Below are 20,015 nucleotides of genomic sequence, written 5' to 3'. Positions count from 1 at the left end.
GTCGGATCCGCGCACGGTGAGGGGCAGCGTGCCGTGGTCTCCGGAGACCACGAGAGCCGGGGCGGTGAGCTCGGCGAAGCTCGGGTTGCGCAGCCACGGAAAGTTCTCGAAGGCGAACGGGGTCAGATCGTCCCCAGGCAGCCCGACGGTCTTGGAATCGAGGTGAGTGGCCAGGACTACTACGAAGTGTGTCCTGCCCAGAAAGTCGGCCAGCGGCGCCCGTAGCCGGTGAGTTCGCAGGGGTCATCGTCCATCCCGAGCAGGGTGGTGATCGGGATGAGGACTTCGATGTTGGGGGCGTCGGCGGTGTTGGTCACCGGGGCGCATGGTCGGGCCGGGCGTCTTGATCACCTCTTGATCGACCCCGACGCGCGCCGCCGCTGCAGCGGCGGCAGGCGCGGCTGCGTCAGCGCCTACCTCACCAACAGCGCCATAGTCGCCGGGTTGCGCGACCGCTACCAGCGGCGCGGCGGTCAAGACGAGCGGCGGTCAGCACGAGCGTGGTGGATACCAGGAGCCGGGCGGGGCGAGACCGGCTGCCTGGACTACGAGGCCGCCGTCGCCCTCGCCCGCGACGGCGATCCGGATGCGACGCCGCGATCAGCCAATACCGCAACCCGGCCAACGGACCGGTCACCATGGACGTCGAACCGTTCGAGTTCACCGAGTGGGCCCGTGCCGGCGCAATCCTGGCGATCCGCTCCTACCTCGCCTACGGAACCCAGCGGAACTCACCTGATCCCGACCGCCCCCGCTGCGTGGACAGCAGGACAGGCTGACTCAGAGGCAAGGCCAGCGCGTTAGGCGCTTGCCTCTGAGCTGCGCGGCAGGTCGGCTGAACCCCTGACTGTTTGCGACTGCGCAGGCTGACTCCGTCCGTTACAGCAATTCGCTGGGAAGGAGGGGTGCGTGAGCCTCGAACAGTTCGTCGACCATGGTGCGGATCTGCTGGAGGGTGAGCTGGGCGCCCGTGAGGGGGTCCAACATGACGGCTTGGTAGACGTGTTCGCGGTTGCCGGTCAGGGCGGCCTGAACGGCGAGTTCCTGCACGTTCACGTTGGTGCGGTTCACCGCCGCGCACTGGGGCGGGAGCGGTCCCACGGCGATCGGCTGGATGCCGTTGCCGTCCACCAGGCAGGGAACCTCTACGCAGGATCCCTCGGGAAGATTGGGGATGATTTCGCGGTTCTCGACATTGCCGTAGATCACGCCGGGCCGGTTCGTCTCCATGCTGTTGACGATGACGGCGCCGTACTCGACCGAAGGTGCGAGTTCGTCCTTGAGCTCGGCCAGGGCCGTGATGATCTTCTCGTCCTCGTCGTGGTCGCGGCAGATCTCGTAGTAGTCCCAGCGCACCGGCACGAAGTCACGCACCAGCTCAGGGTTCTTGCGGAAGTACGGCAGATACTCCGACGCGTGGTGGCTGGACTCGGTGTGGAAGTAGCCGAACGCGTCCATGATCGAGGTACGGACGCGTTCGATGCCGCCCTCGTACGTGGACACGCCCCGGTCGACGCCACTGTGGTCACCGTCGTCGTCGGCGAGCCCGGTGGTGTCCTGCCAGTTGAGGTGGCGTTGCATCCGCCGTCGCAGATCGGGGTAGAGGTCCTGGTTGCCGCGGCGGAAGTCGAGGATCCAGGCCTGGTGGTTGATCCCGGCGGACAGATAGCGCACCTCGCCGTAGGGAATGTCGAGCTCCCGGGCGAGCATGCGGGTCGTGCCCTGGACGCTGTGGCACAGACCGACCGGCCGCAGTCCCAGGCTGGTCAGGTACCAGGTCGCCATCGCCATCGGGTTGGCGTAGTTGATCACCTGCGCTCCTGGACAGAGAGCGTGGATATCGGAGGCCAGTTCCCGGTATGCCGGAACAGACCGCAGGAAGCGGAACACCCCACCGGGCCCGACGGTGTCGCCGACCGTCTGGTCGATCCCGTACCTGCGGGGAATCTCGACGTCGTGCCGGTACGCATCGACGCCACCGACTTGGAACGTGATGATCACGTAGTCAGCGGCATCCAGGGCCTCCTTGCGGTCGGTGGTTTCGAGTACCGCGGCCGGTAGCCCGTGGTGCTCGATCAGCTCACGGGCCGCTGTCGCAGTTCGCTCGAGCCGCTCGGCATCGATGTCCATCAGGGCGAGCGTGCTGTTCTGCAGGGCAGGAAAGCTGAGCAGATCGCCGATCAGGCGGAAGGGAAAGACGTACCCGCCCGCGCCGATGATTGCAATTTTCGCCATCGTGGTCCCTTCGTCGGTGAACGCCTTCACATTAAGAGCTGAGTGAACTAGAGTTCTTCTGGACGATTACGCCGAAGTTCCTGAAAACTAAGGTCCTCGATGTCTTATCCGGCCGCGCTCGTGCTGCACACGCCCGAGCTCTGGTGTCTCACCGGGCCGGCACCGACGATGCGGCAGGCGCACTGCCACGACGACATCGAGCTCAACGTGGTGACCGACGCGCCGCTGCGCTACCTGTTCGGCGGAACGCTCGCCGAGATCCGTCCCGGCGAGGTCGGCCTGTTCTGGGCTGCGATGCCGCATCGGTTACTGGACAGTCCGGCGGACATGTCGCGCGCCCACGTCGGTTGGGCTCACGTCCCCGTGCGGACGGTGCTCGGCTGGAGTCTGCCCGACGCGGGCCTCGCCCGACTGCTCGGCGGGCGTCCGGTGGTTGCCCCGATGGAAGCAGCCGGGGTGCTGGACCTGTCCGCCTTCGACCGATGGACCGAAGATCTCGCCACTGGATCCGTCGAGCGGCGCCGAATCGCGATGCTGGAGATCCAGGCGCACATCCGGCGGCTGCTGCACAGCGTTCGCGGCACGGACCTGCCGTCTGTGGAGTGGGACGGTACCGACGACGGCGTTCGCCACGCCGCTCTCATGGCGAGATACGCGATGGCCCACTTCCATGATCCGATCACCGCCGCGGAGGTCGCCACGGCCGCGCACCTGCACCCGAACTACGCGATGACCCTGTTCCGCCGGGTCACCGGCACCACACTCGGCGCGTACTTGACGCAGTGTCGCGTCGCCGAGGCGCAACGTCTGCTCCTCACCACGAATGCCACCACCGCGGCCATCGCCGTCGAGGCCGGGTTCGGCTCACAGAGCGGCTTCTACGCCACCTTCAACCGCTTGTGCGGCATGTCACCGGGCGCCTACCGCCGCCGCTCTGGCAGTTCTCAATCGGCACCGGACCGTCGAAATTGAGCTGGCGGCTGAGACACAGTCATAGGCCTGCTCACCCGCTGCACACCAGACCGTGCAAGAGGTCGTCCAGTTCGTTCTGCATGCGGTCGGGTGTAGATATGCCTCGGTCGCGCTGGTCACGGGTGAGGGGCGCCCTGAGATCGTGGCGTCGAGCGATGCGAGGATCGCCGAGTCTCGGTGGTCGCCGCGCTGGGCCGAGCAGGTCCAGTCGGCCGGGATCCGCAGCGCTGTCCACCTGCCCGTGGTCGTGGCCAGCAGCCCTCAGGCGGTTCTCAGTCTCTCCAGCGACAAACCCGACGGGTTCACCGTCGATGACGTCGCGGTCGCACACATCCTCGCCCGTCACGCCTCCGTCGCGATCGCGACCGCCCGCAGAGACGAGAATCTGGCGTACGCCATCGATGCCCGAAAGCTGGTGGACAAGCGATGGGCATTCTGATGGAGCGTCACGACCTCGACAGCGACAAGGCTTTCGAGGTACTCAGGCGGGCCTCGCAGAACTCCAACCGCAAACTGCGCGACATCGCCCAGGAACTGGTCGACAACCGCACACTCCACACCTGACCCTGGCCGACCCCATTGCCGGCAGCTGTTCCGCGCGACCCTGAACAGTTCGTCGGCAGCATCCGGGGGTCGACGTGCAGCATCGGGCAGCGCACGCACGCGTGTTCCTTCTAGCACGGGGTTCCATGCGGCAGTGCGCACAACCCGCGGCGAATCGATCCGACCATGCAACAGCTCCTACCGACGCTCATCCAACGAACCAAGACCTCTATAACTCCAGCGCCGACCCGCCAGTGAAGAGAGACTTGGTGCACTGAACTCGGATGATCAACGCCCGTGCGGATGCCGTCGATGCGAGGCCTGGCAGGGTTCATCGGCAGCGTTTCCGTCCACCGTACCGCCGGGTGTCGGCATCGCGAGGAGCCCGAGCGGAGCTGATGCGCCGGAGACGGCGGAGGCGGAGTTCGGGGACGTACTTGTACATCGTCGAGGGGCAGACGTCGACCAGTTGGCGCCTGAGCTCACGGAGTCATCGGCCTCCGCGGGGAGCGTTCGGGTCGGGCGCACCTGGTCGGGTGTCATCGCTGGGTGCCGGCCGAGCCGTGTGCTCCGCGCCCTGGCGCAGCCAGGCCCTTGTGCATGCCTTCCATGATGAGCTCGCGGACGAATTCGGCGAGCGCGGCGAAGATATGAAACACCAGGTCGGCATCGGGCTCGTGGGCGTCGCCTTTGCTAGGCAGCGCCGCCAACCTCTCCCTCGTCCAGAAGTGTGCACGTGCAGCCTCCCATCGCCGCAAGAACCGCTTGGTCGTCACGACCTGAGCCCGCAGAACTGGCGGGCCTTCTACTTCCCCGGACGCGTCCTGGCCGGCTTGGGAGCTGGGCCGGTGGAGTTGCGGATGACTACGTGGGTGCCGATCACGGTGTGTTGGCTCATGGCGTGCCGGTCGCGGTTGAGGGCGTAGCGTACGGCGGTGCGGCCGAGCTCCTCGTGGTCCACGTGGACTGTGGTCAGCTCCGGTGTGAGGTCTCTGGCCAGCGGGATGTCGTCGTACCCGACGACTGAGACGTCGTCCGGCACCCGGAGGCCGGCTTCTCGCAGTGCGACCAGCACGCCGCTGGCCACGACGTCGGTCGCGGCGAAGATGGCGGTGAACTTCTCGCCGCGGGCCAGCAGATCGCGGGTGGCCTGGTAGCCGGACTCGCGGTCGAAGGTGATCGCGCGGGTTCGCTGCGGCGTCATCGGGAGGTGGTGTGCCTCGTGAGCGCGCTCGAACCCGCGGAGGCGTCCGTCGACGGTGGTGTGCCCCGGTTCGCCCGCACCCAGGAAGGCGATGTCACGGTGACCAAGGGAGATCAGGTAGCTGGTGATGGCGTAGGCGCCGCCTTCGTTGTCGTACTCGACCACTGTCGCGGGCACCTCGGGGCTTAGCGGCGGCCGGCCGCAGAGAACCAGGCGGGAGCCGGACTTGTCCAGCGCCCGGGCGATCTGAGTTATCCGCTCGACGTAGCTGCGGCTGTTGCTGCCGCCGCCGACCAGGACCACCGCCTCGGCCTGCTGCTCCCGCATGAGCTCGATGAGTTCCAGCTCGCGTTCGGGATCGCCATGGGTGGTGCAGACCAGGCACAGCCGGCCCTCGGCGGTGGCCTGCTGCTCGACGCCTTGACCGACGTACGCGAACGCAGGGCCGACCAGGTCATGGACGATGAAGGCCACGGTCTTTGTGCCGCCGCCACCCAGTGCCCGCGCCTGGGCGTTGATGACATAGTCCAGTTCGCGGACGGCCTTCATCACGCGCGCGCGAGTTGCGGTCGATACGGGGTAGTTGCCGGCGAGCACCCGAGACACCGTGGTGGCGGAGACCCCCGACGACGCGGCGACATCCTTGACGGTCGGGCGGTCCCCGGACGACGGTTGGCGTGTCACCTGGCTCCCTTCGACGCGTGCTGGACGTGGTCAACTCCTAGATTAGGCGACCCGGTCCAGATCGGAGGCCACGATCGCGTGCTCGAACGGTCGGCCGCTGAGGATGCGTTCGAGTTCGTCGATGATGCAATCGCCCATCCGCGCCAGTTCGTTGCCGTGTGAGCCGGCGATGTGCGGTGTCAGGAAGACGTTGGGCAGCTTCCAGAGCGTGGAGACGGTCGGCAGCGGCTCGGGATCGGTTACATCGAGTACGGCGTACAGTCGTCCGGCCTCGAGATGGTTGATCAAGGCATCGGTGTCGACGAGTTCGCCGCGTGCGGTGTTGATCAGGGTCGCGCCGTCCCGCATCAGCGCGAGCTGGTCAGCTCCGACAAGCTGGTGGGTCTGCGAGTTCGCGGGGGCATGCACGGTGACGATGTCGCAGGTGCGCATCAGCGTGTCCAGGTCGACCAGTCGTGCGCCGAGCCCGGCAGCGATGGCGGTGTCGACGTACGGGTCGAACAGGCACACCTCGAGGTCGAACGGGCGGAGCAGTTCGATGACCCGCCGACCTATCCTCGAGGCGCCGATCACGCCGACCGTACGGCCGTAGTTGCCCACTCCTGCCTGCACTTGGGCCACGGTGAAATGCCTGGTCGCGTGGTACCGGTCGCGCAGGCGGAAGACGTCCTTGCCCGCGAAGAGGATGGCCGCGAGCGTGTACTCGGCGACAGGTACGGCGTTCGCCGCGGCGGCCGAGGTGATGGCCAGACCGCGCTCCCAGCAGGCCGGGGCAAGGTGGGCCTTGACCGAGCCGGCGGTGTGGAGGATCGCCCGCAGTTGCGGCGCCGCGTCGAGCACTGCCGTCGTGATCGGCGGGGATCCCCAGCCGGTGATCAGGAACTCGGTCGAGGCCAGCGCGGCCCTTGTCGCAGGGGTGTCGAACCGCTCGGCGACGAGGGTCTGATCGATTCGCACGAGTTGTTGCAGCCGGTGGATTGACCGTGGCGGGTACAGGTCCGGCAGATGGTGCGCACCGAGGGCGAAAAGTGCCGCAGGGCGGTCGGCCACGGGCTCCTCCGTTCAGGGGATCGAAACATTGACTGGGGTTGGGTGGCCAGGGCTATTTCAGGCTGCCGAGGGTGATGCCGGAGCGCCAGTACCGTTGCATGGCCAGCATCAGGGCGACGATCGGGATGAGCGAGACGATCGATCCGACGATGACCAGTCCGGTCAGGTCGACGGACTGGTCGACCTTGACGTTCAGCCAGGAGTACAGGCCGAGCATGATGGTCCACTTCTGTTCGCCGCGCAGGAACACCAGTGGTCCGAAGAACGAGTTCCAGGAGCCGACGAAGCCGAGCAGGAAGATGGTCGCCGAGCCGGTGGTCATCAGCCTTGCTCCGATGGTGAAGAAGGCGCGGTACTCGCCGGCGCCGTCCACGCGGGCCGCCTCGATGAGCTCGGGAGGGATGGCGCCTTCGGCGTACACCTTGGCGAGGTAGACGGAGAACGCGCTGAAGAAGTGCGGGACGATGATCGCCCACGGGGTGTCGACGATGTGCAGCCGTGAGTACAGCAGGAACGACGGAATCGTCAGCAACGCACCGGGAATCAGGAACGAGGCGATGATGCAGCCCATCAGGATGCCGCGGCCGCGGAACTGGTACATGGCTAGTGCGTAGCCGCAGGCGACGCAGATGACGGTCATGCCGACGGTGCCGACGACACCGTAGAGGAGGGTATTCGCCATCCAGCGCAGGAAGATGCCGTCGTGGTAGGTGAAGAGCTGGCGGGCGTTGTCGAACAGATGGAAGTCGGCGAACCACAAGCCGTTCGTGGTGTAGAGATCACTCTGGCTCTTGGTCGCGGAGACGATCAGGAACCAGATCGGCGAGACGGAGTAGATCAGGAACAGGACGAGGCCTGTCCACACCAAGGTTCTGGACAGGCGGGACGGATGGTGCCCGGCCGGCAGGTCGTCGTCGTGCCGGCGCCTGGCCGGTGCGGTCGTGCTCATACGGGAGCCCTGTTCGTCAGCTTGTAGAAGACTGCGGAGACCAGGCCGACCACGAGCGCGAGCATGATCGACAGCGCGGCGGCGTAGTTGAAGTCGCCGATGGCGAACGCCTGGTTGTAGATGGTCATGATCGGGGTGAAGTCTTTGGTGACGGTCTCTGGCGTCATCGAGCGGAACAGCAGCGGCTCGCTGAAGATCTGCAGGGTCCCGATGATGCCGAGAATGCTGACCAGTACCAGGGAACGCCGTACGTACGGCACCTTGATCGACCAGGCGATGCGCCACTCGGACGCGCCGTCGACGCGGGCGCTGTCGAAGATGTCGCGCGGCACGGCCTGCAAAGCGCCGTACACGATCAGCATGTTGAAGCCGATGGCTCCCCACGCCATCAGGTTGCCGACGGACACCCAGATCATCCCGCTGCCGTAGAAGTTGGCGTCGATCCCGAACAGCTTGAAGAACGGTGTCAGCGGTCCGACGGCGGGACTGTAGAGATAGATCCAGATCAGCGTCGCAACGATGCCCGGGGTCATGTACGGCACGAGCATCGCGATCCGCAGCCGACCGGCGTACCGTCTGCGGACCGAGTCGAGGAGCAGGGCCAGCGTCAGGCTGAAGAACTGGATCAGCGGGATCACGATCACTGCGAACAGCGCGACCCGCCACAGGCTGCCCCAGAACTTCTGGTCGTGGAGGACGCGGGAGAAGTTCTCGAGGCCGCTGAAGCTCACGGTCTTGGCGCCGAAGCCGAGACCGGAGCTCTTCGCTGTGTAGAGACTTTTGCTGAGGGCAAGGATCACCGGTACGACGGTGAAGAGGACGAATCCGGCGAAGAACGGCACGGTGAAGGACGCGCCCTTGAGCGCCATCGTTCGGCGCCACTGCCGGCCCGGGGATCGGGCCGGTTCGGTCGTCGTGGTCGTTACCTGTGGTTTCTGCAACTGGTCCAGGGACATCCGCACCCCTCCAACTCGATCGTCGGTGGTCAGCTTGCGACGTTGATGCCCTTGGCCTTCAGATCGTCGACGGTGAACTTCTGCATGTTCTCGAGGAGCTGCTGGAAGGTGATCTTCTTCGTGACTGCCTGGGCCCACTGGTCCTGCAGTTCCTTGAAGACGCCCGTGTAGTTCGGGCCGACCAGCCAGTTGTCGACGCCGGAGTGCGAGGCCTTGAGGATGACCGACTTGGCCTCCGACCGGTGGTTGCCGAACAGCTTCAGGGGCACCGAGGAGTCGATCCACGGCGACGGGTCCGGCAGCGCACCCGGCCACGCGTACGACCCGGTGGCCTTGTCGAAGCTGGCGTCGACGGCGTCCTTGGTGGTGGTCATCCAGATGCCGACCTCGCTGGCCTCCTCGAGGTGCGCACACCCCTTGGGCACGAGCAGCGCACCACCGTGTGCCGGCGTGGCGAACTTCGCGGCATCGGCGTACTGCGGCAGGTCGACCGGCTCCCAGTTTCCGACGGACTTCTTGAAGTTCAGCTCGTAGTTGGTCAGCTGCCAGGTGGAGGTCGGCAGCGAGACCATCTTGCCCTGGTCGAAGTAAGCGATCAGGGCGGGCCGGTCCTGATATGTCTGGTTGGCGACGAGATTGTTGTCGACCAGCTGCTGGAGAATGTTGGCGGCGGCAACAGACTTCGGAGACAGGAAGTCGACCTTCCACGCGTCGCCGTCGACGGAGTACCAACTGCCTCCGGCCTGAATCACCAGGTTGACCAGCGTGCTCGGGTCCTCACCGGCGAGGTTCATCACCTGTACGCCGTGGGGCTTGAGGGTCTTCCCCGCAGTGATGACGTCGTCCCAGGTCTTCGGCACCGGTACGCCGTACTTGTCGTAGACCGCGCGGTTGATCATCATGAACGTCGGCCCGCTGCCGGTCGGGATGCCGTAGTACTTGCCCTGGACTTGTGCACCGGGCAGGGCCGCCGGGGCGAATTGACTCTCCGCCGGCTTCACGTAGTCCGTCACATCGGCGAGCAGGCCCTCCGCCAGTAGGGCCGGCACATCGCCGAAGTTCTGGGCCAGACAGGGGACACCACTCCCGGCCGCTACCGCGTTGCGCAATCCGGTCGCCGTGGTGGTGAGGTCGGCCTGCTTGACGAACTTGACCTTGATGTCCTGGTGGGTCGCGTTGAACTTGTCCACCACGGGCTGGGCGTCCCCCCAGGCCCAGTACTCGATCTCGACCGGGCCGGAGGAGCCGGCCTTACCGGTGTCACTGCCGGGGCCGCTGCTGCAGGCCGCCATGGTGGCGGTCAGGCACAGGGCCAGGCCGGCCAACGTGGCGCGACGACTGATTCTGGGCATGCGCGTATCTCCAGGGTGAGCTAGGGAATCAACAGGTAGCGGCAGCTGCCATAGTTATCGATTTCTACGAAAGCTAAGAGACGAAAGTCCATATCGTCAAGGGCTCGTGGGCTTGCCGCTGATCTGGATGTTGCCTAGCGTAGAAATCGGTAACTATGGTTCGGGCCTGATCGTCGCGCTCGCCGCAGCGCTCCCGCCAGTCACCGAAGTCCTCCTTCGAATTCCTCCGCCCAAGGAAGAGGTGCTCCCTGTGAATCCGACTCCAACCGCCACAGGCGGCCAGGCTCGACGCTTCTCCGCGTTCGCCGCAGTCCTCGTGCTCGTCGCCGGACTGCTCTTCGCTGCAGCCAGACCGGCCGCCGCGCAGGACCTGGGCACGTGTGCCGTGACGTTCCGGTCCACCACGAGTGCGCAGGGGTTCGTCCACCCCGGCGTCGGCCTGACCCAGCCGATCCTCGAGAACGCCCTCCGGCAGATCGCCGCGGGCGCCGAGCCCTGGACCTCGTCGTTCCGCGCCATACAGCAGTCGTCAGCCGCCGGTACCGGCGTGACCTCGTCGAACCGGAGCAGCACCGACCCGACCAAGCCCGCCTCGGACGCGTTCAACAGCCAGGGATTCAACGGCCGCTTCATCGCCGACGGCCTGAAGTCGTACACGCAGGCGATCCTCTACGTGCTCACCGGTGAGGAGGTGTACCGCAAGAACGCGCTCGACATCATCCGCATCTGGGAGCAGATGGACCCCGCGAAGTACGAGTACTTCACCGACTCGCACATCCACACCGGCATCCCACTCAACCGGATGGTGTCCGCGGCCGAGCTGCTGCGCTACAGCTCGTGCTCCGACGAGGCGTACCCCTGGACCGACGCCGACACGCGGGCGTTCACCGACAACCTCGTCGTCCCGGTCATCGAGACCTTCCAGAACGACAACAACCACTTCATGAACCAGCACAGCTACCCGCTCATGGGCGCGATGGCCGGCGCGATCTTCATGGACGACACCGCGCTCTACAAGCGCTCGGTCGAATGGTTCACCGTCAACGCGACCGCGAAAGACCAGGGCTTCAACGGGTCGATCGCGCGGCTGTTCCGATGGGTCGACACCGACGACGCCACCGGCAAGCCGATCAAGGACCCCCACGTCCAGCACGCGGAGATGGGACGCGACCAGGCCCACGGTGGCGGCGACCTCACCAACGCCGCGATCATTTCCCGCATGCTGCTGGCGCAAGGGACGAAGGTCGACCCCGTCGCCGGCACCGTCTCCGACGCCCCGAACGCAGTCGGCCCCTACGAATTCCTGAACGACCGGATCGTTGCCGCCGCCGACTACTTCTGGCGATTCATGCTCGGCTACGACACCCCGTGGACTCCGATGGCCTACGCCATCTCGCCTGACGGCACGATCCGCGACACGTACAACCACATCTCGAACGGCTACCGCGGGCGCTACAACACCGCGAGCTTCTGGGACATCTATTACTACTACGCGTTCACCCGCGGCGAGGACGTCACGAAGCTCGCGCCGTACCTCGCCGAGGCGTACGCCAAGCGCAACGGTCCGCTGTTCTACTACGGCGGCAGCCGCAACAACGCCTGGGACAACGTGGACGGCGGCGGCGACTCCTGGCTGTTCGCGCCGGCAGCCGCGGCCGGGCAAACCGTCCCGCCGCTGCCCGACAGCCCTACGATCCTCGAGGTCGAGAACAAGTACACCCGTCTCTCCGGCGACGTCGAGCGCAGAACCGATGGCACCACCGGATACGTGCGGATGTCGACCGCGGGCCACGGCTCCGAGATCGCCTACCTCAGCGGCTCGGCCAGCAAGCAACTGCTCGCCTTCCGGGTCCGCACCAACGGCGAGGTACGGCTGCGGATCGACCGGCACGACGATCGCACGATCCTTGTGCCGGACACCGGCGGCCAGTGGCGCTACGTGACGTACCCCCGCTCGATCGGGGACATGCTGTTCGTCCAGGCGACCGGCGGCGGGGCGACGATCGACATCGATCACATCGACACCAACGCCGCCGCCGGACCGACCTCACCGACCTTCGACGACACGTCGACCGCGCGCATCGTGAACTGGAAGGGCGCGACCGCGACGGCCGACCTCTCCGCGCACTACACCGGCACCGGCAACCTCGCCTACACCGCGCAGGGGCTACCCCCGGGAGCAAGCCTCGACACCTCCACCGGGCAGCTGACCTGGACCGCCGCCGCAGCCGGCTCCACCACCATCGCAGTGGCGGTCTCCGACGGCACCACGGTGGCCAGCCACCACGTCGTACTCGCCGCGGCCCATAACCGCACCGATGCGCTCACACTCGCCGAGCTGGGCCACGACGCGGGCGCCATGTACGTCTCCGACACCAAGGCCACCTTCGACCAGGCGCTCACGACCGCACAGGACTTGGGCAAGAAGGGTACGAACGACAAGTACCTTGCGGCGCTGGCCCACCTCGTGACAGCGGTCGACGGCCTCGCCCTCGTCTCCCCGCGCACAGCCGTGGACGGCAGCCTCGACTATCCCTCGCTCGTGGTCAACTCCACGGCCGGGGCCAACATCGGCAATCTCGTCGACGGCGACAACCAGTCGGGTACGTCGTACCCCCAGGCCGTCAACCTCTCCCACACCTTCGACTTCGGGCCGGACTTCCGGGTCTCGGCGACCCGCTTCGGATTCCAGAGCAACATCTTCGCCGACCGGCTCGCGAACTCCGCCGTCTTCGGCTCGAACGACGGCAGGACCTGGACCCGGCTGACCCCCGGCGTCACCCGGTTCACCCAGGACTTCAACACCCTCGACGTCGACCCGGCGCTGCGGGACCAACAATTCCGTTACCTCAAGGTCCAGCTGCTCAAACCCCTGCCGGACGTGCTCTACGGCATCGTCCGCAACCTGTTCGAGATGACCGAGTTCCACATCTACGGCGAACGGCACGAGATCGGCAACCTGGTGAAGTCGACCTCGATCACGTCCGCACAGGCCATCGCTGGCAAGATCATGACCGGCGACACCGTCGACGTCTCCGTCACCGCGAAACAGCCGATCCAGCAGGTCACCGTCACCGCCCAAGGTGTGACCACGAAGGCGACCTCAGGGGACGGCGTCAACTGGACCGCATCCGTCAAACTCGACAACGCGCCACCCGGTGACATCCAGGTCGCGGTCGACTACCTCGACGTCGCGGGCAAGGCCGGTCCGACGGCGTACGGAACCACCGACGGATCGAAGCTCTACATCGCGGGCGACCCAGCACACTTCATCGACGTGGCCAAGCTCGCCACCGTCACCGCCTCCGACAAACAATGGCCGGGCACCGGACTGGGCGCCGACGAGGTCGGCTACCTGCTGTTCGACCGCGACGCCGACACGTACGCCGACCTGAACAGTGGACCAGGCGCGTACTACGTCCTCGACTTCGGCGCCCACGCCTCTGTACGGCCCGAGGAGGTGCTGGTCCTTCCGCGGGCCAGCCACCCGCAGCGCGCCAACGGCGCGGTCATGCAAGGGTCCAACGACGGCCAGACCTGGACCGACCTGACCAAGCCACTCGCCGGCGCTGTCGCCAACACGTGGAGCGACCAGCCCAGCTCAGGCGAGAACCGTTACCGGTACCTGCGCATCTACAACGCCACAAGCTGGTTCGGCAACCTCTCCGAGGTCGAACTCTACGGCGACATCAAGCACGACACCTGATTCGCCCCGAAACCCGCGCAAGTGGAAGTGGCGCATTTCAAAGTGGCGGGGCTACAGGTCCGTCATGTACCGCAGCGGCGGCCGGGGGTTCAAGACGTACGACATCACCCCATGCGACCGCTTCGGAGCCGAAGTGGGGATTCTCTACAACCTCCTCATCCGCCTCCTCCCGCCGATGATCAACGCACCCATCTCTGGCGGCATCATCCTGGGCGCGACGAAGAGGTGCTACGACGACTTCGAGCATCCAAAGGACCCTCCTTACCCGGACAAGTACGATGGGCCCACAGATTGAGAGGCTGCGAGATGACCGGCCGCAACGCTCGAGCCTGGCAGGGCGTCGTGGTTGGCGCTGCCATGATCGTCATCGGTGTGGTGCTGCTCGCCAACAATGTTCCAATCCTCGGCGTATCGGCATTGCCGATTGTTGGTGTCGGAGCAGTTCAGCTCCTGATCGGCGTCTACCAGCTGCTTGCAGCTCGCCGCGCTCCCGGCGACAAGTAGGCGCTCCCTAGCGTCACAGTGATTCGAGCCCGATCGTCGTCAAGCACCCGGGACGGGGTCCCCGTCCCGGGTGCTTGCACGGCACGATCTGCGGAGGCCCAGCACGACAGCTCGGATCATCCTCGTCAACACTCTAGGAGTGGTCTCCACAGATCCACTGGGTGTTCGCTTGAGTCCAGCCATGTCCAACGAGCCACCGTACGGCGGCACGTGGGGTCTGCGTCAGGCCGCCGACTGCGAGTTCGTTGCCGAGCACCACCATCGAGCTGCACAGACCGCACATGATGATGTGGGCCTGGTGGGGCTGGCAGCGTTCGCAGTGCCAGCGCTCCACGACCGCTGTGGCGGACTGGTCCGGGTCAGGGAGGAGCCAGAGGGTTTCGAGGCTCTCGCGGTGCAGCTTGAGCTCGTGCTTGCTTGAGGGGCGGTGCCCGCAGGTCGGGCAGGCGTCCTCACGTGGCGGGCGCGGCATCGGCAACGGCCGATCCGCCGTACCGCGGCCGTGGACAGCTCAAGCGGAGCGGACGCACCGGGCACAGCGGGGAAGCGGAGCTCGGGGACGTACTTGTAGATGGTGGCGCGGCTGACGCCGAGCAGCCGGGCGATCGAGGACACGGTGTTGTCGGGGTTGCCGAGCAGATCGCGCGCGTGCTGGACCTGCTCCGAGGTCATCGCCGGCGGTCGGCCGAGTCTGGTGCCGCGAGCCTTGGCGGCGTCGAGACCTTCGCGGGTGCCCTGGACGATCATCTCCCGGATGAACTCGCCGAGCGCGGCGAAGATGTGGAAGATCATCCGGCCGCCCGGGGTGGTGGTGTCGAGGGCCTCGTGCAACGACTTGAAGCCGATCTCGCGCTGATGGAGCCCGCTGACGATTTGGATCAGGTCCTGGAAGTTGCGGCCGAGGCGCCACAGCTCGGTGACGGTGACGACGTCGTTGGGTCGCGCGAACGCGAGGCAGTCCTGCAGCTCGGGCCGGTCGGCGTTCTTGCCGCTGAGCTTCTCCTGCCAGATCCGGTCGCAGCCGGCCGCGGTAAGCGCGTCGAGCTGGCGGTGCAGGTTCTGTTCCCGGGTCGAGACCCCGGCGTAGCCGAGCAGCATGCCGCCGCCGATGACGCCGAGCGGGTCGGATCGAGCGATAGGGCGGCCGGCGGTCGCTCTGGTGAGTTGCGCCAGGCTCTGGCTGCCGACAGGAACGCCATCTGGAGAGTTCTGTCCCGGCGGACCGGGGTAATCACCGGGGAGAGTCTTCCACCGAGCCGTGCCTCTCTGACGAATGGCCTGCTTGTCCATCTGGTCAGTGTCCAGCCGTCCCGCTGTGTCACCGGCGACGCCACAGATACGCGGTTGTTCACGTCCGCACGCTGTGATGTCCGTCGGTGCGCGTCTCGTTCAGCGAGGTTGGTGACCAGGGGAACCTCAGCGCGGTGGCATGCAGCCGTTCCGATCCTGCCGGTGGTCAGACGAAGGTGAACAGCTGGTCGGCGTCGAAGCGCGAGATCGGGTTGGTGTACTGCTTCGCGGGGTCGGGGTAGCCGAGTGCCAGCAGTACGGTCGTGGCATGCCCGGTTTCCCGGATCTTGAATGCCTTGTCGACGCTGGTCGGGTCGAACCCCTCGAGCGGTGTGGCTTCGACGCCGAGTTCGGCAGCGGCCATCATGGTCAGACCCACAACCATGTAGGTCTGTTTCTCCATCCAGTGGTTCACGTCCTTGTAGCCGTAGTTGCGCAGGCTGAGGAAGTCGCGGGTCATTGACTCCCACAGCTCCTGCTTTCCCTGGTCGGGGAACCGGCCGTCGGCTCGCTCTTTGGTGAAGACCGCCTCGACGTGGCTCTCGGGCAGGTCTGCCCGGGTGGTGACGATGATGGTGTGCGAGGAGTTCAGGATCTTCTCGGCGTTGTCCTGGAAGCGTGCGCCCAGGTTGTCCGCCAGCCGCTGCTTGCCTTCGTCCGTGGCGAGCACGTAGAAGTGGTTCGGCTGAATGTTGGTCGACGTGGGCGCCGAGCGCAGGAACTTCAACAGCTGCTGAAGAGTTTCTTCTGGGATCGTCCTACTAGGGTCGAAGTACCTGGTGAGGTGCTTGCCCATGAGCTTGTCGAGATCCATGTCAATCTGCTTCCTTCTTGCGATCAATGGCTGGTTTGGTTTTCGTCTGGTTCTTGCCGCGGGCAAGTAGTTCGCCGACGCGCTCGAAACTGATGCCGGTCGCGGCCGAGGCCAGGTCGCCCGCGACGAGAGCCTTGGTGGCTTCTTCGAGTGCCCCCATCGCGTGGACGTACAGCCACGGACCCAGGCTGATCCGTTTGACCCCGGCCTTCTGCAGGTCGGCGACGGACAGGACCTTGTCCGACGGTGACACGAGTACGTTCACCGGTGTCGGCGCGACTGCGGTGATGATCTTGTCGAGCGCGTCGAGGTCAGGTGGGTACGGGGCGTACAGCACATCCGCGCCCGCCTCGGCGAAGGCCGTCAGGCGCCGGATCGTGTCGTCGAGATCGGGCCGGCCCTGGATGAAGTTGTCAGTTCGGCCGGTGACGACGATCCGTCCCTTGGCCGCGTCGACGGCGCTACGTACGCGTTCGACGGCTTCGTCGAAGTCCCGGATCGGTCGGCCGGGGTTGCCCGAGGTGTCCTCGATCCCGATGCCGGCCAGGCCGTACTCGACCGCGGCTTCGACCGTCGCCGCGACATCGTCGGGAGTCTCGCCGTACCCGTCCTCGAAATCGCCGTTGACGGGCAGCCCGGTCAGCCGGCCGAGCAGTCCGGCGTGCTCGAGATGATCGTCGCGGGTGATCTGGTGCCGTCCGTCGGGCCTGCCGAGGGTGGCGGCGAGCGCTACGGACGACGTCGCGATCGCCTCGAAGCCGGCGTCGGCCAGCAGTAACGCTGACAGTCCGTCCCAGGCGTTCGGCATGACGAGGCCACCGTCGCGGCTGTGCAGTGCCATGAATTGCTCATACAGTTCGGATCCGGGCATGTCGCGTCAGCCGGCCGCGTTGACGGCGGGGATGTCGACGTCGGTCTGATTGACGTTGTTGATGAAGTTGGTGAGCAGGGCCTGCACCGCGACCGTGACGATCGCCAGGATCTCTGGGTCGCTGTACCCGGCGTCCCGGACAACTGCGAGGTCGGCGTCGCTGACCTGTCCGCGACTCTCGACGACGTGTCGAGCGAAGCGAGCCGCCGCGGCGCGCTTGGGATCAACGGCGTTCCCGGCGCGGGCGAGGTCGATGTCTTCGCTCGACATACCGCCGAACTCGGACGACGTGTACGTGTGTATGGCCAGGCAGTAATTGCACTCGTTGGCTTGAGAAACGGCCAGAGCGATGCTGTGCCGGGTCCGGGCGTCCAGAACGCGGCTCATCGTGCCTTGCAAGCTCGTGACGGCCTCTAGGACGGTCGGGTTCGACGCGATCGTCCGGAACATCTCCGGGACGAATCCGAGCTGCGCAGCAACCTCGTCCAGGATCTGCCGCGCGCCTGCAGGAACGTCATCCAGAGAGGGGGTAGTCAGTCGTGACACAGCGAATCAACCTCCGATGGGGTGGGTGGTGCGAGTGGTTGGTGTCTGGCCCGCGCTGGTTCTTACCGCCGCACGGCCGGCCAATCCGCTTCTCTCCGGGTAGCCGAAAGATCCACACCGATCTCGCCACCAGAGGAGGACGCCTACGATTCCTGGCCATTCGTATCGAGAACGGAGTTGATTGCCGTGGACACGCTGGAGCTGCAGGGGATCGCAAACGACCTCGCCGTGAACCTGCCCGGGGCCGACGTGGAGCATCGTCTCGACCCCAACTGGGATCTATACAAGGTCCGCGGCAAGGTCTTCATGCTCATGACGGACTTGCCGGGGCGCCCTGTCATGATCCTGAAAGCTGATCCGGACAAGGCTGTGGCCCTCCGTGGGCAGTACGCGGACATCACCCCCGGCTATCACATGAACAAGAAGCACTGGATCACTGTGGAAGGCGGGGACACGGTCGACGAGAAACTGGTGAAGCAGCTCGTCACCGACTCCTACCAGCTCGTGGCGGGCGAGCGCCCGGCTGGGTTCTGACGGCTCCCGAGGAGGATTGTCCGGCTGCCGAGGAAAGGTCCGGTGGTGGTCGTGACACTGGGGAGGTATGTCTATGGAATCTGTTGCGAACTCGGTGCAGTTGCCGCCGCTGGACAATCCGAACGAGCGGGCGGCAGTCGGTGGGGAGCTGCAGGTCGTGCTGCAGGACCTGATCGATCTGTCGCTCATCGGCAAACAGTTGCACTGGAGTGTGGTGGGGGCGGCTGCGCATGGTGTGCATGTGTTCCTCGACGAGCTGGTCGGGGACTGGCGCGAGCTAGCGGACGTTGTTGCTGAACGCGCGGTGACGTTGGGAGTCGTTCCTGACGGGCAGAGTTCGGCGGTTGCGGCGGGGTCGCGTGTCGAGCCTGTCGCGGTGCGGTCGCTGGCTGATCATGCGGTCGTCTGGGAGCTGGGTCGGCGGGTCGCGGCCGTCTCCGAGCGGATTCGTGAGCGGCTGGGATCGGTCGGTGCGGCGGACCTGGTCACGCAGGACGTACTGGTCAGGGTTGTCGGGATGCTCGAGAAGCACCAGTGGATGCTGCGTGCGCAGCTCGGTGAGAAGGCCTGATGGCTGTCAGCAGAGGGTTCGTCGGGCGGCGTCCTACGGATTCGGCGCGGGTTCCGCCTGGGCAGTACGTGACCCGGGACTTTCCGGTGTTGTCGGCCGGGCCGACTCCGTACACGCCACTGGACACGTGGGACTTCACGGTCCGTGGACTCGTGAACCGGCCGGTCTCCTGGTCGTGGCAGGCGTTCCGGGCGTTGCCGCACGAGAACATCACCGTCGACATCCATTGTGTGACGAAGTGGACGAAGCTGGACACGACCTGGTCGGGCGTCTCGCTCGACACCTTGCTCGATGCGGCGCCGACCCAGGCGTCCCATGCGTTGGCGTTCTGCGACGGCGGCTACACGACCAACGTCCCACTGGCGGACCTGCGGGGTGGAAAGGCTTGGGTCGTCGACGAGTACGACGGACAGCCGCTCGACCCGGAACACGGTGGGCCGGCACGCCTTCTCGTGCCGCACCTGTACTTCTGGAAGAGCGCGAAATGGATCCGTGGCCTGGAGCTACGCCAAGCGGATCAGCCCGGGTTCTGGGAGATGTTCGGCTATCACAACTATGGAGACCCGTGGAAAGAGCAGCGCTACCAAGGCGACTGACGTGGCAGACCGGGACGGTGGTCTCGAAGACCGTCGAGACTCCGCGGGTGACGACCATCGCCGTTGCCATCCAGGATTGGCCCGGGCACCGCGCCGGCCAGCACGTCGACGTACGGCTGACGGCACCCGACGGGTATCAGACCGAGCGAAGCTATTCGATCGGGTCGGCGCCTGAGGACGCGTACGTGTCGCTCACAGTGGAGCGACTCGACGACGGTGAGGTGTCGCCGTACCTGGTGGACGAGTTGCGGCCAGGCGACGAAATCGAGTTGCGGGGCCCGGTCGGCGGATACTTTGCCTGGGACAACGAACTCGGTGGACCGTTGTTCCTGGTCGCCGGCGGATCAGGACTGGTGCCCTTTCGGTCGATGCTGCGGCATCACCGCGCGAGCGGGAGCCGGGTGCCTGTCCGGCTGCTGTGCTCGGCGCGGTCGCTGGAGTTGTTGATCTACCGTGAGGAACTCATCAAGCTGGCTGCCGACGACCTCGTCGATGTGTCGGTCACCTTGACTCGCGAGGCTCCGGACGACTGGCGTGGCTACCGCGGACGCATCGACCCGGCACTCCTGGCCGGCTGCAGGCATGGTTGCTTTGGGGCATGACCCGGGACGGATCCGGACCGAACGCTTCGGCGGGAC

23 protein-coding genes and 1 pseudogene are annotated in these 20,015 nt (G+C 66.0%); 12 read left to right on the top strand and 12 right to left on the bottom strand.

Features of this window, described 5'->3' with window-relative positions:
* Positions 1–179: 179 nt before the first annotated feature.
* Entirely contained in the window at positions 180–317 is a 138-nt protein-coding gene (locus tag EV137_RS40885; RefSeq protein WP_166680086.1) for a hypothetical protein, read from the bottom strand.
* Here EV137_RS40885 and EV137_RS42110 point away from each other — a divergent pair.
* Together EV137_RS42110 and EV137_RS41650 are read left to right on the top strand one after the other, a co-directional pair.
* Positions 277–417 (top strand): annotated as a pseudogene (locus tag EV137_RS42110) (hypothetical protein); the annotation flags it as partial. The gene EV137_RS40885 and the pseudogene EV137_RS42110 overlap by 41 nt on opposite strands.
* A 221-nt stretch (positions 418–638) precedes the next feature.
* On the top strand, positions 639–779 hold the full coding sequence (locus EV137_RS41650) for a hypothetical protein (protein WP_238175774.1): 141 nt from the start codon (positions 639–641) through the stop codon (positions 777–779).
* Positions 780–879: 100 nt separating this feature from the next.
* Here the strand turns inward: EV137_RS41650 and melA are convergent, their stop codons facing one another.
* Positions 880–2,235, bottom strand: a complete 1,356-nt coding sequence (melA, locus tag EV137_RS35740) for an alpha-galactosidase (protein ID WP_134012902.1) — start codon at positions 2,233–2,235, stop codon at positions 880–882.
* 99 nt (positions 2,236–2,334) lie between these two features.
* On the opposite strand from melA, the gene EV137_RS35735 reads away from it, so the two are divergent.
* The 3 genes from EV137_RS35735 to EV137_RS35725 are packed head-to-tail and all read left to right on the top strand — an operon-like array spanning position 2,335 to position 3,771.
* Entirely contained in the window at positions 2,335–3,207 is an 873-nt protein-coding gene (locus EV137_RS35735; RefSeq protein ID WP_134132537.1) for a helix-turn-helix domain-containing protein, read from the top strand.
* A 52-nt stretch (positions 3,208–3,259) separates the two neighbouring features.
* A complete protein-coding gene (locus tag EV137_RS35730) occupies positions 3,260–3,646 on the top strand; it encodes a GAF domain-containing protein (protein ID WP_134132535.1) in 387 nt (128 codons plus the stop codon).
* Positions 3,634–3,771 carry an ANTAR domain-containing protein gene (locus EV137_RS35725; protein WP_134132533.1) on the top strand — a complete coding sequence of 46 codons (138 nt, stop codon included), beginning with the start codon at positions 3,634–3,636 and terminating at the stop codon, positions 3,769–3,771. The genes EV137_RS35730 and EV137_RS35725 overlap by 13 nt, the downstream gene beginning before the upstream one ends.
* 518 nt (positions 3,772–4,289) lie before the next feature.
* Here the strand turns inward: EV137_RS35725 and EV137_RS41210 are convergent.
* The 6 genes from EV137_RS41210 to EV137_RS35695 form a co-directional block, all read right to left on the bottom strand.
* Positions 4,290–4,460 (bottom strand): recombinase family protein, encoded by a 171-nt coding sequence (locus EV137_RS41210; RefSeq protein ID WP_202871299.1) that lies wholly within the window; start codon positions 4,458–4,460, stop codon positions 4,290–4,292.
* A gap of 95 nt (positions 4,461–4,555) precedes the next feature.
* On the bottom strand, positions 4,556–5,638 hold the full coding sequence (locus EV137_RS35715) for a LacI family DNA-binding transcriptional regulator (RefSeq protein ID WP_134012906.1): 1,083 nt from the start codon (positions 5,636–5,638) through the stop codon (positions 4,556–4,558).
* Positions 5,639–5,680: 42 nt separating this feature from the next.
* Positions 5,681–6,688 carry a hydroxyacid dehydrogenase gene (locus EV137_RS35710; protein WP_134132531.1) on the bottom strand — a complete coding sequence of 336 codons (1,008 nt, stop codon included), beginning with the start codon at positions 6,686–6,688 and terminating at the stop codon, positions 5,681–5,683.
* A 52-nt stretch (positions 6,689–6,740) separates the two neighbouring features.
* Complete coding sequence (locus EV137_RS35705; RefSeq protein ID WP_134012910.1) at positions 6,741–7,637, bottom strand: carbohydrate ABC transporter permease; 897 nt, start codon at positions 7,635–7,637, stop codon at positions 6,741–6,743.
* Positions 7,634–8,593 carry a carbohydrate ABC transporter permease gene (locus EV137_RS35700; protein WP_202871298.1) on the bottom strand — a complete coding sequence of 320 codons (960 nt, stop codon included), beginning with the start codon at positions 8,591–8,593 and terminating at the stop codon, positions 7,634–7,636. The genes EV137_RS35705 and EV137_RS35700 overlap by 4 nt, the downstream gene beginning before the upstream one ends.
* A 29-nt stretch (positions 8,594–8,622) precedes the next feature.
* Positions 8,623–9,945 carry an ABC transporter substrate-binding protein gene (locus EV137_RS35695; RefSeq protein ID WP_134132530.1) on the bottom strand — a complete coding sequence of 441 codons (1,323 nt, stop codon included), beginning with the start codon at positions 9,943–9,945 and terminating at the stop codon, positions 8,623–8,625.
* Between the two features lie 250 nt (positions 9,946–10,195).
* On the opposite strand from EV137_RS35695, the gene EV137_RS35690 reads away from it, so the two are divergent.
* From EV137_RS35690 to EV137_RS35680, 3 genes are all read left to right on the top strand, one after another.
* Positions 10,196–13,651: a putative Ig domain-containing protein gene (locus tag EV137_RS35690; protein WP_166680111.1), complete on the top strand. Its 3,456-nt coding sequence runs from the start codon at positions 10,196–10,198 to the stop codon at positions 13,649–13,651.
* 64 nt (positions 13,652–13,715) lie between these two features.
* The gene (locus tag EV137_RS35685) at positions 13,716–13,946 is read left to right on the top strand and encodes a hypothetical protein (protein ID WP_134132526.1); all 231 of its coding nucleotides are present in this window, start codon (positions 13,716–13,718) and stop codon (positions 13,944–13,946) included.
* Between the two features lie 11 nt (positions 13,947–13,957).
* Positions 13,958–14,155 (top strand): hypothetical protein, encoded by a 198-nt coding sequence (locus tag EV137_RS35680; protein WP_134132525.1) that lies wholly within the window; start codon positions 13,958–13,960, stop codon positions 14,153–14,155.
* A 222-nt stretch (positions 14,156–14,377) separates the two neighbouring features.
* On the opposite strand, the gene EV137_RS35675 is transcribed toward EV137_RS35680, so the two are convergent.
* The 4 genes from EV137_RS35675 to EV137_RS35660 all read right to left on the bottom strand — a co-directional run bounded on the left by EV137_RS35675 (position 14,378) and on the right by EV137_RS35660 (position 17,676).
* Positions 14,378–15,445 carry a recombinase family protein gene (locus tag EV137_RS35675; protein ID WP_238175773.1) on the bottom strand — a complete coding sequence of 356 codons (1,068 nt, stop codon included), beginning with the start codon at positions 15,443–15,445 and terminating at the stop codon, positions 14,378–14,380.
* A gap of 166 nt (positions 15,446–15,611) precedes the next feature.
* The gene (locus EV137_RS35670; RefSeq protein WP_134132523.1) at positions 15,612–16,259 is read right to left on the bottom strand and encodes a nitroreductase family protein; all 648 of its coding nucleotides are present in this window, start codon (positions 16,257–16,259) and stop codon (positions 15,612–15,614) included.
* A gap of 1 nt (position 16,260) precedes the next feature.
* Entirely contained in the window at positions 16,261–17,100 is an 840-nt protein-coding gene (locus EV137_RS35665) for an isocitrate lyase/PEP mutase family protein (protein ID WP_202871297.1), read from the bottom strand.
* Positions 17,101–17,136: 36 nt separating this feature from the next.
* The gene (locus EV137_RS35660; protein WP_134132521.1) at positions 17,137–17,676 is read right to left on the bottom strand and encodes a carboxymuconolactone decarboxylase family protein; all 540 of its coding nucleotides are present in this window, start codon (positions 17,674–17,676) and stop codon (positions 17,137–17,139) included.
* Between the two features lie 186 nt (positions 17,677–17,862).
* On the opposite strand from EV137_RS35660, the gene EV137_RS35655 reads away from it, so the two are divergent.
* The 4 genes from EV137_RS35655 to EV137_RS35640 all read left to right on the top strand — a co-directional run bounded on the left by EV137_RS35655 (position 17,863) and on the right by EV137_RS35640 (position 19,979).
* Complete coding sequence (locus tag EV137_RS35655; protein WP_134132519.1) at positions 17,863–18,210, top strand: MmcQ/YjbR family DNA-binding protein; 348 nt, start codon at positions 17,863–17,865, stop codon at positions 18,208–18,210.
* Positions 18,211–18,283: 73 nt separating this feature from the next.
* Entirely contained in the window at positions 18,284–18,781 is a 498-nt protein-coding gene (locus EV137_RS35650; protein WP_166680110.1) for a Dps family protein, read from the top strand.
* On the top strand, positions 18,781–19,377 hold the full coding sequence (locus EV137_RS35645) for a sulfite oxidase-like oxidoreductase (RefSeq protein WP_134132517.1): 597 nt from the start codon (positions 18,781–18,783) through the stop codon (positions 19,375–19,377). Before EV137_RS35650 ends, EV137_RS35645 begins: the two co-directional genes overlap by 1 nt.
* A gap of 47 nt (positions 19,378–19,424) precedes the next feature.
* The gene (locus tag EV137_RS35640; RefSeq protein WP_202871296.1) at positions 19,425–19,979 is read left to right on the top strand and encodes an FAD-binding oxidoreductase; all 555 of its coding nucleotides are present in this window, start codon (positions 19,425–19,427) and stop codon (positions 19,977–19,979) included.
* The last annotated feature ends 36 nt before the right edge of the window (positions 19,980–20,015 follow it).

It is taken from the genome of Kribbella pratensis (genome assembly GCF_004366075.1).
Lineage (GTDB): Bacteria > Actinomycetota > Actinomycetes > Propionibacteriales > Kribbellaceae > Kribbella > Kribbella pratensis.
Note: the sequence above shows the minus strand (reverse complement) of the source record. Positions and strands in the feature narration are given on the sequence as shown.

What these genes read in the sequence shown, in the direction of transcription:
- EV137_RS41650 (WP_238175774.1), top strand. Translation starts at nt 639, where the DNA reads ATGGACGTCGAACCGTTCGAGTTCACCGAGTGGGCCCGTGCCGGCGCA.
- melA (WP_134012902.1), bottom strand. Translation starts at nt 2,235, where the DNA reads ATGGCGAAAATTGCAATCATCGGCGCGGGCGGGTACGTCTTTCCCTTC.
- EV137_RS35735 (WP_134132537.1), top strand. Translation starts at nt 2,335, where the DNA reads ATGTCTTATCCGGCCGCGCTCGTGCTGCACACGCCCGAGCTCTGGTGT.
- EV137_RS35725 (WP_134132533.1), top strand. Translation starts at nt 3,634, where the DNA reads ATGGGCATTCTGATGGAGCGTCACGACCTCGACAGCGACAAGGCTTTC.
- EV137_RS35705 (WP_134012910.1), bottom strand. Translation starts at nt 7,637, where the DNA reads ATGAGCACGACCGCACCGGCCAGGCGCCGGCACGACGACGACCTGCCG.
- EV137_RS35700 (WP_202871298.1), bottom strand. Translation starts at nt 8,593, where the DNA reads ATGTCCCTGGACCAGTTGCAGAAACCACAGGTAACGACCACGACGACC.
- EV137_RS35695 (WP_134132530.1), bottom strand. Translation starts at nt 9,945, where the DNA reads ATGCCCAGAATCAGTCGTCGCGCCACGTTGGCCGGCCTGGCCCTGTGC.
- EV137_RS35685 (WP_134132526.1), top strand. Translation starts at nt 13,716, where the DNA reads ATGTACCGCAGCGGCGGCCGGGGGTTCAAGACGTACGACATCACCCCA.
- EV137_RS35680 (WP_134132525.1), top strand. Translation starts at nt 13,958, where the DNA reads ATGACCGGCCGCAACGCTCGAGCCTGGCAGGGCGTCGTGGTTGGCGCT.
- EV137_RS35675 (WP_238175773.1), bottom strand. Translation starts at nt 15,445, where the DNA reads ATGGACAAGCAGGCCATTCGTCAGAGAGGCACGGCTCGGTGGAAGACT.
- EV137_RS35670 (WP_134132523.1), bottom strand. Translation starts at nt 16,259, where the DNA reads ATGGATCTCGACAAGCTCATGGGCAAGCACCTCACCAGGTACTTCGAC.
- EV137_RS35665 (WP_202871297.1), bottom strand. Translation starts at nt 17,100, where the DNA reads ATGGCACTGCACAGCCGCGACGGTGGCCTCGTCATGCCGAACGCCTGG.
- EV137_RS35650 (WP_166680110.1), top strand. Translation starts at nt 18,284, where the DNA reads ATGGAATCTGTTGCGAACTCGGTGCAGTTGCCGCCGCTGGACAATCCG.
- EV137_RS35645 (WP_134132517.1), top strand. Translation starts at nt 18,781, where the DNA reads ATGGCTGTCAGCAGAGGGTTCGTCGGGCGGCGTCCTACGGATTCGGCG.